Source organism: Dyella sp. 2RAB6 (genome assembly GCF_052115385.1).
Taxonomy (GTDB): domain Bacteria; phylum Pseudomonadota; class Gammaproteobacteria; order Xanthomonadales; family Rhodanobacteraceae; genus Dyella_D.
This window is the reverse complement of the sequence record NZ_JBFRGP010000005.1, coordinates 93,790-109,019: the sequence shown is the minus strand read 5'-3', so window position 1 is coordinate 109,019 and position 15,230 is coordinate 93,790. Positions and strand designations below refer to the sequence as shown.

Below are 15,230 nucleotides of genomic sequence, written 5' to 3'. Positions count from 1 at the left end.
CGGATCTGTTTAGTCGCCGCTGGAGTTTTCACCATCTACCTCAACACTCAATCAAGGCGCAGCCATGGGAAGAATGACGCACGATCTTTCCACCATGGACGACGTCTTTCTTAGGATTACCAATGACGCAGCAACACATCAAGCTTGGCAATCAATCCGACGGTAAAGATGGCGACACCAATCGCGCCGCCTGGGATAAAGCAGAGTCGAACTTCAGCGAGCTCTATGGCGGAGCATTAAATTCGCCCTCATTCAAGAATTTGCTGATCAACGGCAACTTCGACATTTGGCAGCGCGGTACTAGCGGCTTCGCCAGCACAGGCTATGGATATACCGCGGACCGCTGGAAGGTGCTGAGCCCCGGGTCATCGACAAGCGTCAGCCGTCAGCAGTTTCAAGGCGGCCAGCTCGATGTTCCAAATAATCCGAGGTACTTCATCAGAAGCTCCGTCACATCTGTCGCGGGGGCGAGCAACTGTTGCGCCCTGGCCCAGTTCATCGAAGACGTATCGAGAATGAGCGGTCAAGTGGTCACCGTATCGTTCTGGGCAAAAGCCGATGCTCCGCGGAAGATTGGTATCAGCTTCGATCAGAACCCGGGCAACGGCGGATCGGCGAGTGCGCAGATTGCCGGTGCGGGGCAAGCCGTGCAGCTATCGACCGCTTGGCAGAAATTCGTCCTGACGTTCGCGCTTCCGTCCATTGCAGGCCTTGCGCTGGGTACCAATGGCAATGACTCGACATCGTTGAACTTCTGGCTGGATGCAGGCGGTACGTTCAACGCACGATCGGGCAACATCGGCCAGCAGTCCGGTGTATTCGACATCGCCCAGGTCCAGGTGGAGCTTGGTCCATATGCAACGAACTATGACATCCGTCCTCAAGGCATCGAGTTGGGCCTTTGCCAGCGGTACGCTCGACTCGTCAATGGCGGCGGGCTCACCGGCATTACGCTCGGTGCGAGCAGCATTCTTTTCGCTGCCCACTGGCCCACCATGCGCGCGGGCCCTACGGCGACTCTGCTGAAGACCAGCTTTTCCGCATCGACTTACGAGCTCTTGGCCGGGCAGGGTTGGATAGGGGGCTCCAATTGTGTGCTTTCCAATCCAGGCACCACCCCGCAGAGCATCATAGCTGCGATGACCGGATTCACCGGACTTACCGCCGGTCAACCCGTACTCATCAATAACGTGGGCGCGAACATTCTTCTGCTTGACGCGGAACTTTGATTCCGCTGCCAAGCGGCATGTATCTGACGCTTCCCCAAAGCCGCTTCAAGCGGCTTTTTTATTTGGATGCCCCAATGTCACAACAACACATCAACCTCGGCACCCAATCCGACGGCAAGGACGGCGATACCAATCGCGCGGCATGGGCGAAGACCGAGCACAACTTCAACGACCTGTATGGCGGCGCCATGTCCGTGCAGGCGATGAAGAACAAACTGATCAACGGCAAGCTGGATATCTGGCAGGCGGGCAGCACCGCGACGGCCACTTCGGTCAATGCGATCGCATGGGGTCCGGATCGTTATCTGGGCCAGGCCTATAACGGCTCCGCCGGCACCGGCACGTCGACGATCACGCTCAACCAGCAGTCCTTTGCGGTCGGTCAGGACGTGGTGCCTGGCAATCCGAGATCCTTCGCCCGCCTGCAGGCCACTGCTGTCGGCCCACAGGGTGGCACGGGCTCGATGATACGAACGCTTCAATATATCGAAGACGTCTCGAGCATGGCTGGCGGCATGGCTACCTTCTCGGTCTGGCTTAAGGCCGACTCTCCACGCAACATCGGCTTCGCGCTTCAGCAGAATTTCGGCAGCGGCGGATCGGCGTCCGTCATGGCCGCGCAGACGACTTTCGCCGTCACGGCGACCTGGCAGCGTTTCACCTTCACCTTCCAGTTGCCATCCATCGCGGGAAAGACGCTCGGCGACAGTCACAACCTCTCCCTCAGCCTGTATCTCTACAAGCAGGACAACTCGGACAACACGACCTTCGCGCCACTCGGCTCCTGGGCGACCGGCATCTATCTCGACTTCGCCACCATGCAGCTCGAAGCGGGCAGCATCGCCACCGATTTCGATGCGCGCCCTTTCGCCGTCGAGGAACTGCTGTGCAAACGTTACTGCACGACCAGCAGGACCTTCCTGGTCGGACGCTGGGGTACCGCCACCAGCGTCCGCTTCTACAACGACTTTGAAGTGCCCATGCGGCGCGCGCCAAGCTGCTCGCTGCTGACCAATGCGTTCCAGGCCGAGGCTACGCAAGTCGCCATCTATACGATCAATAGCGCACAGATCACCCAGGCCATCGGCGACAGTCGGCGTTTTTTCGTGGACGTCACGGGCACGATCAGTGGAGGCACGCCTTCGGCCGGCGCCATGGCGCAGCTCAACCTTCCGCAGGTTTTTCTTTTCCGAGCTGAGTACTGAGACCGCGCGGCCATTTGCTCTCGCGAGCTGACTCGTTGTCCGGGCACATCAGGTGCCTGGCATTTTTTTCCAGGAGCCGACATGGCCATCCAACTGATCAACCTCGGCACCCCGCCGAAGGGTGAAGACGGCGACACCAATCGCACCGCCCACAACAAATGCAACGACAACTTCACCAACCTCGACAGCCGCGCCACTACCGCTCAAGCCACCGCCGACAGTGCCAATCAGCTGGCCGGAACAGCCAAATCAACGGCTGACGCTGCCAAGGCCACCGCCGATCGGGCGCTGCCGAACGCCAGCCCGCTATTCACCGGAAGCATCGGCAAGATTGGCGTGCCCTACGAATACTGTTACCGCGTATCGAATATCGGCACCGACCGTGGCATCGGCGGATCGTGGGGAGAGTGGACGCAGGGCCGCACGCCAGTCATCCAACTGGATGCTATGAGCAATGTCTCCGCGTATATGCTGGCCCGCGTCACCCGCTGGGGTGCGCGCCATCTGGCGGCTATCGACGTCTACGAGGGCGGATCGGCCACCTCCACGCCACAGCTGCACTTTCACGTCGGCGGATCGCAGAATGCCTTCCAGTTCCTGGAGGGCGGCAACGCGATCTTCGCCGGCACGCTGACGCAGAACTCGGACTATCGAATCAAGAAGGATGTCGTCGGCATCGATCCCGCCGTAGCCGCATCGAACCTGCGGTCCGTCCGACCGGTCGAGTACTCGGATAATCGCGAAGCGCAAGACGCGTCGCGTCGCGCCGGCATGATCGCTCACGAACTCGCGCAATCGTTCCCGCTGCTCGTCGAGGGCAACAAGGATGCGGTACGCCGATCGGTTCGTCTCAAAGGCGACACCACTCCTTATATGCCAGGGACGGAACCCGCGGGCTATAAGCCGCCGACACAGGTTGCGTACGAAGAGCCGGCACTTCAGAACGTCAACTACGTCGGCCTGGTGCCTTATGTCATCGCCGCATGGAAGCATACGGACGATCTTCTCCAGGAAGCCATGGCGCGCATTGCCGCGCTCGAGCAGCGCCCCTGAGCCACCGGGTCGATCATCGACGCACTGGCATCCCCGCCCCGCTCCCGCTAGCTTGTGCACTCCCACGCGGCGCCCGCTTCCACCCGGCGCCCCGATGCACAAGGACGTCGCATGAACCACCCCGCCCAACGCTCCAATCTCCCCTGGCTCGCCGCCGTCACCGCCATGCTGGTGGTGGTGCTGTGGCATTGCGTCACCTTCGGCTTGATGGTGCTGCGCGCGCCGTCGGATAACGAGCAGATCCTCATCTACGTAACGATGACGCTCAGGACGATCGGCGAAGGGCTGCTGGTGCAAGGCGGGCTGGCTTTCCTGATCGCGCAATGGCGCGGTGAGCGCCACCAGGAGTGGGCCTATCGGCGGCCATTGCTGCTGATGGCCGTGTTCGCCGGCGGATTGCTGGCCTGGGATGTGCTGGCGATGGTGCTGTATCGGGGGATGTTCCAGCTGCTGGGCACGGCGATGATGGAGCATGGGATGCAGGCCGGGATCTTCGTATCCGGCCTGGCGCTCGCCGTGCTCGGCGTGTGGTCGTCGTGGTGGTTGGCCGTGCTGGTATGCCGCGACGATCGGATCGCGATGCCGCCACCTTCGGGGCAGCGTACGCGTGCGGCGGGCCTCGCCGGATGGATCCAGGCAGCGGCGGTGGTGGTCGGCGTATCGCTGGTGTATCCGCTGTTCAACGCATACGACGCCTATTCGCCGGTAACCTTGATCGCCACCTGGATCGGGGCAGTGCTGGCTGGCGCACTTGCTTTCGGCGGCGCATGGCTCGGCTTGCCGCGTCACTTGTCGCTGGTGCGCACGGGCCGGCTGCTCAGCACGGGCCTGCTCACGTTCGTATGCGCCTACATCCTGACGATCGGCGTCGGCGTGGTGGTGATGGTCCTGATCTTCGGCGGCACCGGCCGCACGGACAACGCCGTCGCCATTACGATCCTGGTCATCCTTGGCCTGCTTCCGCTGCTGGGCATGCTCGGCTTCCAGTGGCTATGGACGCGCGTACTCTACGCGAAGCTGCGGCGCGCTGCGGCAGCCTGAACAACCATGTCGGCAGCGGAGCCGTGGGCGATACCCTCAGATCAACCGCTCCGCTTCCAACTCACTCTTCAAATACGCGTAGTAAATCGGCGCCGCCACCAACCCCGGCAAACCGAACGCCGCCTCTACCAGCAACATCGCCACCAGCAATTCCCAGGCACGCGAACGGATCTGCGTGCCGACGATGCGTGCGTTGAGGAAGTACTCCAGCTTGTGGATCAGGATCAGGAAACCCAGCGCCGCCACGCCCACGCCCAGCGACACCGACAGGCCGGCGATGGTGATGGCGGTGTTGGAGATCAGGTTGCCGATCACCGGCAGCAGGCCGACGATGAAGGTGAGCACCACCAGGGTCTTGGCCAGCGGGATGTGGTAGCCCATCAGCGGCATCACGCCGAGCAGGAAGATCGCGGTGAACATCGTGTTGATCAGCGAGATCTTGATCTGCGCGAACACGATGTTGTGGAAAGCCTCGGCCAGGCGCTGGCAGCGCAGGCCGAGCGCCGCGGCCAGCGGGCCGACCTGGTGCGCGGGACGCGTGCGGCTGAGCGCGACGATCCCGCCCAGCACCATGCCGATGATGATGTGCACCAGCACGCGCGCGGTTTCCTTGCCCAGCGACTGCAGGCTTACGGAATGCTTATGGGTGAGTTCCAGCGCCATCACGCGCAGTTCGTCCACGCTGTCCGGCAGCCAGCCCACCACCGCGGCGGGCAGCTGCTGGCGGGCCTTCTCCACCAGCGGCATCAGCTGGTCCTGCCACAGCAGTTCGGGGTTGCCCAGTTCGGTGCGGAAGAAGCTCAGCGCGCCGAGGATCAGCAGGATCAACAAGCCGACCACGATCGCTGCCAGCAAGGCCACCACCAGTACGCGCGCACGGTCGCCGGGAATGCGCTTGCCGAGCAGCGGCGCGCTGGATTGCACGATCTCGTACACCAGCAATCCGGCGAACAGCGCCGGCAGCAGGCGCAGGCACAGCACCAGCAGCAGGGCGGCGCCGGCCAGCACATAGGTGGTGATGCGGATCGGCAGGCTGGGCTGACGGGGCTGGGGCAGGCTGGTTTCCATGCGGGCGTGGGGCAGTCCAGGGGAGCCCGCAGTCTGTCAGCAGCGCATGGCGGTCGCCACCCCGGGAAGGCCTGGGTAAGAGCAACGCTTCAGGAACTGCCGCGCACACGCTTCTATGTGGTGCGTGCCCGGTGGGGTCTTCCCCCTGGCGTAAACTGCCGCGATTCTGTCCGTTCGCTCGATCTACAGGGGAACCCATGCGTATTCGTCTGACGGCGTCCTTCGCCGCCCTCGTCCTGCTCGCCGGCTGCTCGGCCCAGCACGCCGCCAAACCTTCCGCCGCCGCAACCGCCAAGCCCGTCGCGGACGACAACCTGAACGCCGTGGCCTGGTCCCAGACCGCGATCGAACACGACCTGATCTACCTGCAGACCTATCGCGACGCCCAGGCCCGCCTGCCCGCCGCGCTCAAGGACAAGAGCTGGGACGCGCTGAGCAAGGAAGACCGCGCCGCGCCGCTCAAGGGCCTGAAGCCGGCGGTGGTGCTGGATATCGACGAAACCGTGCTGGACAACTCGCCTTACCAGGCGCGCCTGATCCGCAGCGGCGGCGAGTTCAACGAGGCCGACTGGGCCGCCTGGTGCAAGGAGCAGAACGCCCACGCCCTGCCCGGCGTGGTGGAGTTCACCCAGTTCGCCGCCAAGCATGGCGTGGCGGTGCTCTACGTCTCCAACCGCGCCAAGGACCTGGACGAGGCCACCCTGGGCAATCTGCGCAAGGCCGGCCTGCCGGTGTCCGGTCCGGAGGCCTTCCTGGGCCTGGGCACTTTTGTGCAGGACTGCGAGCAGATCGGCACCGAAAAGGGCTGCCGGCGCCAGCAAATCAGCCGCAAATACCGCGTATTGATGCAATTTGGCGACCAGATCGGCGATTTTGTCACCGTACTGGCCAACAACGCCGAGGGCCGCAACAAGGCCATGGCACCCTATATGAGCTGGGTCGGCACGCGCTGGTTCGTGCTGCCGAACGCCACCTATGGCTCGTGGGAGCCGGCCCTGTTCAACAACGACTGGAGCTCCCCGCGCGAGGAGCGGCATCGCTTGAAAGTCAATGCCTTGCGCGTGGACTGAGAATTCGATTGCGTAGAATCAATGAGTTAGCGCATCAAACGAAGGTGTTGCCTTAGCTTTCAGGATGCGGTTAAGATCGCCGCGCCGACCCTGCTGCTGACCACAGATTCTGCGGGCAAGGCCATTTCCCTTCCGGCTCTGCCGGATTACCCCGCGAGGCCCAACGCCCGCGGGGTTTTCTTTTTTGCAGCTCGTCATTCCGGCGCAGGCCGGAGTCCAGTAGCGACAGCGGTCGATTGTCGCGGCAGCGCAGCTTGTTTGCTTGATTGCAGGCGGCTGGGGAATGACATCGCGACAATCAAGCCATGACGCCACTGGATTCCGGCCTGCGCCGGAATGACGAGCTTGAAAGTGGGACTACCTGCCCTTGTCTATCCAAAGCGGGCGCCCTTACGCTCCCCGGCTCATCGTCGCGCCTGCTTGGGTGCGGCAAGCCACTGTGCGAGATCCTTCCGATGCGTCTTCCTCCGCTCCGTCTTCTACTGCCCGGGCTGCTGGCCCTGGCCGCAATGGCGGCCTGCCACGACAAGGACAAGCAGAAGGAAGCCGAGCTCACCGGCGCCGCCACGCCGGAGGCGGCGATCCAGGACGAGGTGAAGCTGATCCGCGCCGGCGATTTCGCCGGCCTCTGGAAGCACTCCCTGCCCGCTGCTGACTACGCCACCCTGCGCGCCGATTGGCCACGCGAGCACGCCGTCGAAGCGCCCAGCGCGGAGGACCGCGCGCAGTTCGAGGCGAAGATGAAGGAGCTCACCGAGCCCGGCGCCGAGGACAAGCTCTACGCCCAGGCCAAGCCCAAGCTCGCCCAGCTGCAGCATCAGTACAGCGACCAGTTGCCGGTGATGCTCGGCATCGGGCAAGGCATCGCACGCACCGCGCTCGACCAGAGCCACGGCATGACGGCGGTGCAGAAGCAGCAGGCCAACGACATCCTCGACGTGGTCGTGCCCTGGGCGCAGCAGCAGGCGTGGTTCGACCAGGCCAAGGCCAAACAGTCGATCGCCTCGCTGGTGGCCACCGCGCGCAAGCTGGACATCAAGAACGCCGATCAGCTGCAGGCGATGGATTTCGATACCGCGATGCAGAAGTACAGCACCGGCTATCTCGGCCTCAGGGACGTGCTCGCCATCTACGGCCTGTCGCTGGACCAGGCGCTGGACTCGGTCAAGGTGACCACGCTGGAAAATGCCTACGGCTACGCGCGGGTGAAGATCGACTACGTGCTGCTGGGCAAGCCGCTCAGCACCGAGTCCAGCCTGATGCAGCAGGACGGCCGCTGGTACAGCGAAGACTTGCTGAAGAACGTGCGCGATGCGCATCAGCGCCTGAGCGTGCCCGCAACTGCGGCGAGTGCGCCGGCACCTGCGAGCAGCGCGCCTCACGCACTCGCACCAAGCAGGCGTTAAACACGCGTTACCCTCCCAAAGCTAATTCCTTCTCCCTGCGGGAGAAGGTGGCGGCAGCCGGATGAGGGTTCGGCCGGAGCGCAACGCACCACTTCGCCCGTACCCTCACCCCAACCCTTCTCCCGGAGGGAGAGGCGCTCAACGCTCGGCCCTACCGGAACGGGCGGGTTCACCCAGTACAATACGTGGATGCCGAACATGTCGACCGCGGAACTTCCCGCCCGCAGCCGCGCGCCCTGGTGGTTCAACCTGGCCGGGCAACTGCTCGAACCCTGGTTGCGCCTGCGGCGCGACCCGGCCGAACCTGCGACCCTGCTCAAGCCCGGCCTGCCGGTGTGCTACGTGGTGGAGCGCGATGGTTTTTCCGATGCGCTGATCCTGGAGCGCGCCTGCCGCGAAGCCGGCCTGCCCAGCCCGATGCAGCCGCTGCAGGGCGCGCGCCGGCGGCGCTCGATGTTTGCGCTGGTGCGCCGCGACGGCTGGCTGTTCGGCCGCAATCGCCACCGCGCGCCGACCGAGACGCTGAGCCAGCTGGTACGCACGCTGGAAGCCGACCCGGAGCGCGACATCCAGATCGTGCCCGTCTCCATCTATGTCGGCCGCGCGCCGAACCGCGAATCGGGCTGGTTCAGCGTGCTGTTCTCCGAGAACTGGGTGATGGTCGGCCGCTTCCGCCGCCTGATCGCCCTGCTGCTCAACGGCCGCGACACGGTGGTGCATTTCTCCACCCCGGTGTCGCTGCGCTCGGTGATGACCGAAGCGGGCGACATCCAGCAGCCGGAGCGTTTCGCGCGCAAGATCGCCCGCGTGCTGCGCACGCATTTCCGCCGCATCCGCGCGGCGGTGATCGGGCCTGACCTTTCGCACCGCCGTACCGTGGTCGATTCCGTGCTCAACGCCGAGCCGGTGCGCGATGCCATCGCGGCCACCGCGGCGCGCGAGAACATCAGCCCTGCCAAGGCCTGGCGCAAGGCGCACGACATGGCGATGGAAGTCGCCGCCGACTACTCGCACCCGGTGGTGCGCTCGGTGTCGTTCCTGCTCTCCAATTTCTGGAACAAGCTGTACGACGGCATCGCCATGCACCACTTCGACAAGGTCCGCGCCGCCGCGCCGGGCCACGAAGTGGTGTACGTGCCCTGCCACCGCAGCCATGCCGACTACCTGCTGCTGAGCTATCAGCTGCACCAGGCCGGCGTGGTGGTGCCGCACATCGCCGCGGGCGTGAACCTCAACCTGCCGGTGATCGGCCCGCTGCTGCGCCGTGGCGGCGCATTCTTCCTGCGCCGCAGCTTCAAGGGCAATGCGCTGTACTCGGTGGTGTTCAACGAATACCTGGCGCAGCTGATCGACCGCGGCGTGCCGATCGAATACTTCATCGAAGGCGGCCGCTCCCGCACCGGCCGTCTGCTGGCACCGCGTGCCGGCATGCTGGTGATGACGGTGCGCGCCTTCCTGCGCGCGCCGCGCCGCCCGGTGCTGTTCCAGCCGGTGTACATCGGCTACGAGAAGCTGATGGAAGGCAAGAGCTACGTCGGCGAGCTCTCCGGCAAGTCCAAGGAAAAGGAATCGCTGATCGGCCTGCTGCGCGGCCTGAAGGTGCTGCGCCAGCGCTATGGCCACGTCGCGCTCAACTTCGGCGAACCGATCGAACTCAATCCGCTGCTCGATGCCGCCAGCCCCGACTGGCGCACCGCCGGCGGCGATCCGGACGTGAAGCCGGAATGGCTCAACAGCGTGGTCGACGATCTGGCCGAGAAGATCCACGTCAATATCAACCGCGCCGCCGACGTCAATCCGATCAACCTGCTGGCGCTGGCCCTGCTGTCCACGCCCAAGCACGCGATGGCGGAGAACGACCTGCTCGCCCAGCTCGAGCTGATGAAGGCTTTGCTGGAAGAGCTGCCCTACTCCGACCGCATGACGCTCACCCCGATGGACCCGGCCGGCATCATCGCCTACGGCGAGCAGATGGGCTGGATCAGCCGCGTGCGCCATCCGCTCGGCGACGTGCTGATGACCGAAGGCGAGCAGGCGGTGCTGCTCAGCTACTTCCGCAACAACGTGCTGCACCTGATGGCCACGGCCGCCTGGGTGGCCTGCTGCTTCCTCAACAACCGCCGCATGACGCGCGCTTCGGTGCTGCGCCTGGGCCGCATCATCTACCCGTTTATCCAGGGCGAGCTGTTCCTGCCGTGGGATGCCGACGGCTTCGGCCAGCAGGTACAGGCCACCATCGATTTCTTCGTGCGCCGCGGCCTGCTCGAAGCGACCAGCGAAGGCCGCGTGCTGGAACGCGGCCCCGGCCAGGACGATGCGGCCTATCAGTTGCGCGCCATCGCGCGCAGCCTGATCCAGGCCTTCGAGCGCTACTACATCACCATCGCCGCGCTGGTGAAGAACGGCCCGCACGTGCTCACTCCCGCGGAGCTGGAGAACGCCTGCACGCTCACCGCGCAGCGCCTGGCCCTGCTCAACGAGTTGTCCGCGCCGGAGTTCTTCGACAAGGCGCTGTTCCGCGGCTTCATCCAGAAGCTGCGCGAGAGCCGCATCATCTGGACCGACGAGAACGGCAAGCTCGATTACGACCGGGCGCTGGAAGTGATGGTGCGCGATGCGCGTGTGATCCTGGCGCGCGAAGTGCGCCATTCGATCCTCAAGATGACGCCCGGCGGCGACATCGAGAAGGAAGAACATCGCACCGCGACGGCGGCCGATGAGGCGACGCCGACCGCCGAGCTGCCGATCGCGCAGCCGCCGGTCGCCGAGCCGCCCGCCACCGAAGAGCCCACCACCAGCGAAACCCTGCACGAGCGCCACCTGGAAGCGGAACGGCAGGAGCACCACAAGCCGCATCCATAGGTGGATGACGGCAGGGGCGGATGACGGCGGGCCTCGAGTCTGCCTAGGATGCGGCTTCCGCCAAGGAGGTCGCCATGCCCGTCCGTCTCGCCTTCGCACTCGCCGCCGCCATCGTCCCCATTGCCGCGCAGAGTGCGGATGCCGCAAGCAGCGGCCATGACATCAGCGTGCTGCGTTGCGCGCGCCTGTTCGACCCGGCGGCCGGCAAGATGCTTGGCGTGTCCACGGTGATCGTCGAGGGCGATCGCATCAAGGAAATCCGTGCCGGCGCGGTCGACCCCGAGCCGTATCGCCAGGCCGCCGCGGGCGGGCACTTCGCTTATGTCGATGTCGCCGATGGCACCTGCCTGCCCGGCCTGATCGACTCGCATACCCACCTGACCTCGCAGACCAGCGCCACCGGTTTCACCGATCAGTTCCGCTGGAACATCGCCGACTACGCCGTCCGCTCCACCGTCTATGCGCGGCGCACCTTGCTGGCCGGCTTCACCACGGTGCGCAACCTCGGCGACAACCAGAACGAGTCCATCGCGCTGCGCAACGCGATCAATGCCGGCGTGGTGCCGGGCCCGCGCATCTTCACCGCCGGCAAGCCGATCGGCTCCACCGGCGGCCACGCCGACCCCACGGACGGCTATCGCATGGATCTGGCCGGCGACCCCGGCACCAAGGACGGCATCATCAACAGCCCGGAAGACGCGATCAAAGCCGTGCGCCAGCATTACAAGGACGGCGTGGACCTGCTGAAGATCATGCCCTCCGGCGGCGTGCTCGACGAAAGCGCCAGCGTGGACAACGCGCAGATGACCATCGAGGAGATCAAGGCGGTGGTCACCGCCGCGCACGACTACGGCTACACCGTCGCCGCGCACGCGCACGGCGCCGAAGCGATTCGCCGGGCCGTGCTGGCCGGCGTCGATTCGATCGAACACGGCACCTTCATGAACGACGAAGACATGAAGCTGATGAAGGAGCACGGCACCTGGTACGTGCCCACCATCACCGCCGGCAAGTACGTGCAGCAGATGGCGGAAAAACCCGGCTACTACCCGCCCCAGGTCGCGGCCAAGGCCAAGCTGGTCGGCCCGATCATCCAGGCCACTGCCGGCAAGGCCTACAAGGCCGGCGTGAAGATCGCCTTCGGTACCGATGCCGCTGTTTACCCGCATGGCCAGAACGCGCGCGAATTCCAGTACATGGTGGAGGCCGGCATCCCACCCATGGTCGCCCTGCAGGCCGCCACCACCCACGCCGCCGAGCTGCTGCACAAGCCCGGCGAACTGGGCCAGATCGCCGCGGGCCGCCATGCCGACGTGATCGCCGTGCCCGGCAACCCGCTGGACGACATCACCACCATGCAGCGGGTGAGCTTCGTCATGAAGGACGGCGTGATCTACAAGCAGGACGGCCAGGCGCTCGACCGATAAGGCCGTGGCCGGGGCGCCGCGCGGGGCCATCCTGTAGCATAGGCGGATGAGCGAACAGCAGCCCAAGACCACCCATTTCGGTTTCCGCGACGTCCCGGTCGACGACAAGCAGAAGCTCGTCGGCCGCGTGTTCACTTCGGTGGCCGGCAGCTACGACCTGATGAACGACCTGATGTCGTTCGGCGTGCACCGCCTGTGGAAGCGCCACTTCGTCGCCATCAGCGGCGTGCGCAAGGGCGACCGCGTGCTGGACCTGGCCGGCGGCACCGGCGATATCGCCGCGCTGCTCAAGCCCGTGGTCGGCGCCGAGGGCGAGGTGGTGGTGGGCGACATCAACGCCGCCATGCTCAGTGTCGGCCGCGACCGCCTCACCGACCGCGGCCTGGTCGGCGGCCTGCGCTGGGCCCAGCTCAACGCCGAATGCCTGCCCTTCCCCGACAACAGCTTCGATGCCGTGACCATGGCCTTCGGCCTGCGCAACGTCACCGACAAGGACAAGGCGCTGGCCGATATCTGCCGCGTGCTCAAGCCCGGCGGCCGTGCGCTGGTGCTGGAGTTCTCCAAGGTGCAGAGCGAGCTGTTCGCCAAGCTTTATGACTTCCACTCGTTCAAGGTGCTGCCGAAGCTGGGGCAACTGTTCGCCGGCGACGCGGACAGCTACCAGTACCTGGCCGAATCGATCCGCAAGCATCCGGACCAGCAGACGCTGAAAGACATGATGGAGCGCGCGGGCTTCGGCAAGGTGGAGGTGCGCAACCTCACCAACGGGATCGTGGCGATCCACAAGGCGTACAAGCTGTAAGGTCCGCCCCGGCGGTCAGGCGACGCCTGCCGCCATGCTCTTGCGCAAGCGTTTGTCCGCATACATCGCCGCGTCGGCCTGCGCGATCAGCGCTTCGGCGTCGTGCGCCTGCGGCGTGGCGACGATCATGCCGATGCTGGGACCGGCGTAGTCGATCGCCGCGCCAAGCAGTGCGAAGTGCCCGGTGGTGGCGATCTGCAGACGCGTACGCAGCGCCATCGCGGCAACCTCGGCATCGCCGTCGTGCGGTGTATGCGACAACACCACGAATTCGTCGCCACCCAGCCGCGCCACGAAATCCCCCGCGCGCAGCGCGCCCTGCAGGCGGCCGCCGATCGCGGCCAGGAACTGGTCGCCGACCTCGTGGCCATAGTGGTCGTTGATCGCCTTGAACTGGTCCAGATCGACGAAGGCCACCGCCAGCGCGCCGCCCTCCCGTTCCAGCGCCGCCAGGCGCCGCCGCATGTCTTCCATCAATGCACGCCGGTTGGGCAGATGGGTGATGGCGTCGGTGAGCGCGCTGACCGCCAGCGAATCGTTGGCCTGGCGCAGCGCATACACCAGGCGCTCGCGCTCGATCTGCTGGCCGATCAGCCGCGAGAACATGTACAGGATCTTCTGCGCACCATCGGCCAGCGGCTTGCGCTCGCCGCTGGCGGCGCAGAGCGTGCCATACAGTGTGCCGTCCTCGATCCGCACCGGCGTGCTGGTATAGGTGGCAATGCCCAGCGCCATCGCGGCTTCCGAGTCGGCCCAGCAATTGGCCACGTCGTCCGTATAGAGCCGCCCTTCCTCCAGCGCGCGCTTGCACAAGGTGCCTTCCCAGGGCACTTCCAGGCCCTCGGGAATCTGCAGGCGCAAGCTGTTGCGCGCGTACACCACGTGCTGGATGCCGGCGGCGGTATCGATCCGCGTGAGGTAGGTGGACTCCAGGCCGGTCACCGCCTGCAGCAGTTCCAGCAGTGGACGGACCAGCTCCTCCAGCGACTTTGCGCCGGCGACGGAATCCGCGAGCAGGGTGACGAAATCGATGGATGCGTAGCTCATGGGAAGCAGCAACAGCTTGCGATCGAAAACCCATCGCAAGTTATTTCAATAACCAGCAGAAGGGGCCACCGCCGACCTTAGAACCCGCCGCCGTGTCATGCAACGGCGGCGAGCGCGAACGGATTCACATCGGCGCCTGCCCGTACCGGACCCAAGCTGCTTACGGCTTCGTCGACACCGTCAACGCACCGCGCAGCTCGCGCCGCATGGCGAACAGCGCCGCCATCCACAGCCCCACGCAGGCCATCAACACGGCAAAGGCGTTGCCCATCGGCTGCGGCAGGTACATGCCCAGGATCGAGGTAAAGATCAGCGCCGCGCCGAGCACGTAGAACTGCCAGAACGGAATCCCATACGCCATCGGCAGGAAATGCAGGCCGACCACCAGCGCGATGGCCGCGAGCTTGAGCTCCGGATGGCCGACGTTATTGGCCACGTTGATCGCGATCAGGATGCCGATGCCTTCGCCGATGGTGGCCCACTGCACCACCTTCTCCGCACGCTGCGTGAGCTTGCGGATCTGGCCGTCCTTGGAAATAGCCTGATGCACGCTGCGCGCATAGACCGCGAACGCCGCGAACACGGCCACCGGTATCGCCAGATACGGGCTGCGCGCACCGTCGAGCTGGACGATGCCGGCGATGGCGAACACCGTGCCCCAGAAACTCATGATCATCGCGCCCCAAAAACCCATGCCGCCTTCCCCTTCCTGTTGTCGTCGATCGAACGATGGCCGCCAGCAGCCGCGCGAGGCCGGTCAGGCCCGCGTAGTCGACGGTTTGTCTGTTGTTCCCCTTGGATCTCCGGCCCTGCATGCACGCCGATGAGCGTCGATAGGGTGGAGCCGTGCAACTTCACCATGCACCGCGATGGCCCACAAGGGCGATCAGGCGTTCGTGCCGTGCCTTACACGTGGCATTCGCTTAAGGCCGGCCCACCGTGCTGGTGATGGCGTGTATCTCATCACGCCGACACCTGGCCCACCAATCGCCAGCATCATTCCGACGACATGACATACGT

12 protein-coding genes are annotated in these 15,230 nt (G+C 65.1%); 9 read left to right on the top strand and 3 right to left on the bottom strand.

The annotated features are described in order from the left end of the window. The first annotated feature begins 122 nt into the window (after positions 1–122). The 4 genes from AB4083_RS10420 to AB4083_RS10405 all read left to right on the top strand — a co-directional run bounded on the left by AB4083_RS10420 (position 123) and on the right by AB4083_RS10405 (position 4,528). Entirely contained in the window at positions 123–1,229 is a 1,107-nt protein-coding gene (locus AB4083_RS10420) for a hypothetical protein (RefSeq protein WP_441607729.1), read from the top strand. 17 nt (positions 1,230–1,246) lie between these two features. Next, positions 1,247–2,434, top strand: coding sequence for a carbohydrate binding domain-containing protein (locus AB4083_RS10415; RefSeq protein ID WP_441607728.1), 1,188 nt, complete (start codon positions 1,247–1,249; stop codon positions 2,432–2,434). An 81-nt stretch (positions 2,435–2,515) separates the two neighbouring features. After that, positions 2,516–3,487, top strand: coding sequence for a tail fiber domain-containing protein (locus tag AB4083_RS10410; protein ID WP_441607727.1), 972 nt, complete (start codon positions 2,516–2,518; stop codon positions 3,485–3,487). A gap of 111 nt (positions 3,488–3,598) precedes the next feature. After that, positions 3,599–4,528 carry a hypothetical protein gene (locus AB4083_RS10405; RefSeq protein ID WP_441607726.1) on the top strand — a complete coding sequence of 310 codons (930 nt, stop codon included), beginning with the start codon at positions 3,599–3,601 and terminating at the stop codon, positions 4,526–4,528. Positions 4,529–4,564: 36 nt separating this feature from the next. Here AB4083_RS10405 and AB4083_RS10400 read toward each other — a convergent pair whose 3' ends face one another. Then, positions 4,565–5,596: an AI-2E family transporter gene (locus AB4083_RS10400; RefSeq protein WP_441607725.1), complete on the bottom strand. Its 1,032-nt coding sequence runs from the start codon at positions 5,594–5,596 to the stop codon at positions 4,565–4,567. Positions 5,597–5,793: 197 nt separating this feature from the next. Here AB4083_RS10400 and AB4083_RS10395 point away from each other — a divergent pair, with 197 nt between their 5' ends. The 5 genes from AB4083_RS10395 (at position 5,794) to ubiE (ending at position 13,163) form a co-directional block, all read left to right on the top strand. Continuing rightward, entirely contained in the window at positions 5,794–6,666 is an 873-nt protein-coding gene (locus tag AB4083_RS10395) for a 5'-nucleotidase, lipoprotein e(P4) family (protein WP_441607724.1), read from the top strand. Positions 6,667–7,121: 455 nt separating this feature from the next. Further along, positions 7,122–8,072: a hypothetical protein gene (locus AB4083_RS10390; RefSeq protein WP_441607723.1), complete on the top strand. Its 951-nt coding sequence runs from the start codon at positions 7,122–7,124 to the stop codon at positions 8,070–8,072. Positions 8,073–8,261: 189 nt separating this feature from the next. Further along, positions 8,262–10,934 (top strand): glycerol-3-phosphate 1-O-acyltransferase PlsB, encoded by a 2,673-nt coding sequence (gene plsB / locus AB4083_RS10385; RefSeq protein ID WP_441607722.1) that lies wholly within the window; start codon positions 8,262–8,264, stop codon positions 10,932–10,934. Positions 10,935–11,008: 74 nt separating this feature from the next. Next, complete coding sequence (locus tag AB4083_RS10380; RefSeq protein ID WP_441607721.1) at positions 11,009–12,361, top strand: amidohydrolase family protein; 1,353 nt, start codon at positions 11,009–11,011, stop codon at positions 12,359–12,361. A gap of 46 nt (positions 12,362–12,407) precedes the next feature. Continuing rightward, positions 12,408–13,163 carry a bifunctional demethylmenaquinone methyltransferase/2-methoxy-6-polyprenyl-1,4-benzoquinol methylase UbiE gene (ubiE, locus tag AB4083_RS10375; protein ID WP_441607720.1) on the top strand — a complete coding sequence of 252 codons (756 nt, stop codon included), beginning with the start codon at positions 12,408–12,410 and terminating at the stop codon, positions 13,161–13,163. Positions 13,164–13,178: 15 nt separating this feature from the next. Here the strand turns inward: ubiE and AB4083_RS10370 are convergent, their stop codons facing one another. Beyond that, the gene (locus AB4083_RS10370) at positions 13,179–14,210 is read right to left on the bottom strand and encodes a sensor domain-containing diguanylate cyclase (protein WP_441607719.1); all 1,032 of its coding nucleotides are present in this window, start codon (positions 14,208–14,210) and stop codon (positions 13,179–13,181) included. 160 nt (positions 14,211–14,370) lie between these two features. Further along, the gene (locus AB4083_RS10365) at positions 14,371–14,904 is read right to left on the bottom strand and encodes a hypothetical protein (RefSeq protein WP_441607718.1); all 534 of its coding nucleotides are present in this window, start codon (positions 14,902–14,904) and stop codon (positions 14,371–14,373) included. Between the last annotated feature and the right edge of the window lie 326 nt (positions 14,905–15,230).

Excerpts from the sequence above, each read along its gene's own strand:
- AB4083_RS10420 (WP_441607729.1), top strand. The coding sequence starts at position 123 with ATGACGCAGCAACACATCAAGCTTGGCAATCAATCCGACGGTAAAGAT.
- AB4083_RS10415 (WP_441607728.1), top strand. The coding sequence starts at position 1,247 with ATGTATCTGACGCTTCCCCAAAGCCGCTTCAAGCGGCTTTTTTATTTG.
- AB4083_RS10410 (WP_441607727.1), top strand. The coding sequence starts at position 2,516 with ATGGCCATCCAACTGATCAACCTCGGCACCCCGCCGAAGGGTGAAGAC.
- AB4083_RS10405 (WP_441607726.1), top strand. The coding sequence starts at position 3,599 with ATGAACCACCCCGCCCAACGCTCCAATCTCCCCTGGCTCGCCGCCGTC.
- AB4083_RS10400 (WP_441607725.1), bottom strand. The coding sequence starts at position 5,596 with ATGGAAACCAGCCTGCCCCAGCCCCGTCAGCCCAGCCTGCCGATCCGC.
- AB4083_RS10395 (WP_441607724.1), top strand. The coding sequence starts at position 5,794 with ATGCGTATTCGTCTGACGGCGTCCTTCGCCGCCCTCGTCCTGCTCGCC.
- AB4083_RS10390 (WP_441607723.1), top strand. The coding sequence starts at position 7,122 with ATGCGTCTTCCTCCGCTCCGTCTTCTACTGCCCGGGCTGCTGGCCCTG.
- plsB (WP_441607722.1), top strand. The coding sequence starts at position 8,262 with ATGCCGAACATGTCGACCGCGGAACTTCCCGCCCGCAGCCGCGCGCCC.
- AB4083_RS10380 (WP_441607721.1), top strand. The coding sequence starts at position 11,009 with ATGCCCGTCCGTCTCGCCTTCGCACTCGCCGCCGCCATCGTCCCCATT.
- ubiE (WP_441607720.1), top strand. The coding sequence starts at position 12,408 with ATGAGCGAACAGCAGCCCAAGACCACCCATTTCGGTTTCCGCGACGTC.
- AB4083_RS10370 (WP_441607719.1), bottom strand. The coding sequence starts at position 14,210 with ATGAGCTACGCATCCATCGATTTCGTCACCCTGCTCGCGGATTCCGTC.
- AB4083_RS10365 (WP_441607718.1), bottom strand. The coding sequence starts at position 14,904 with ATGGGTTTTTGGGGCGCGATGATCATGAGTTTCTGGGGCACGGTGTTC.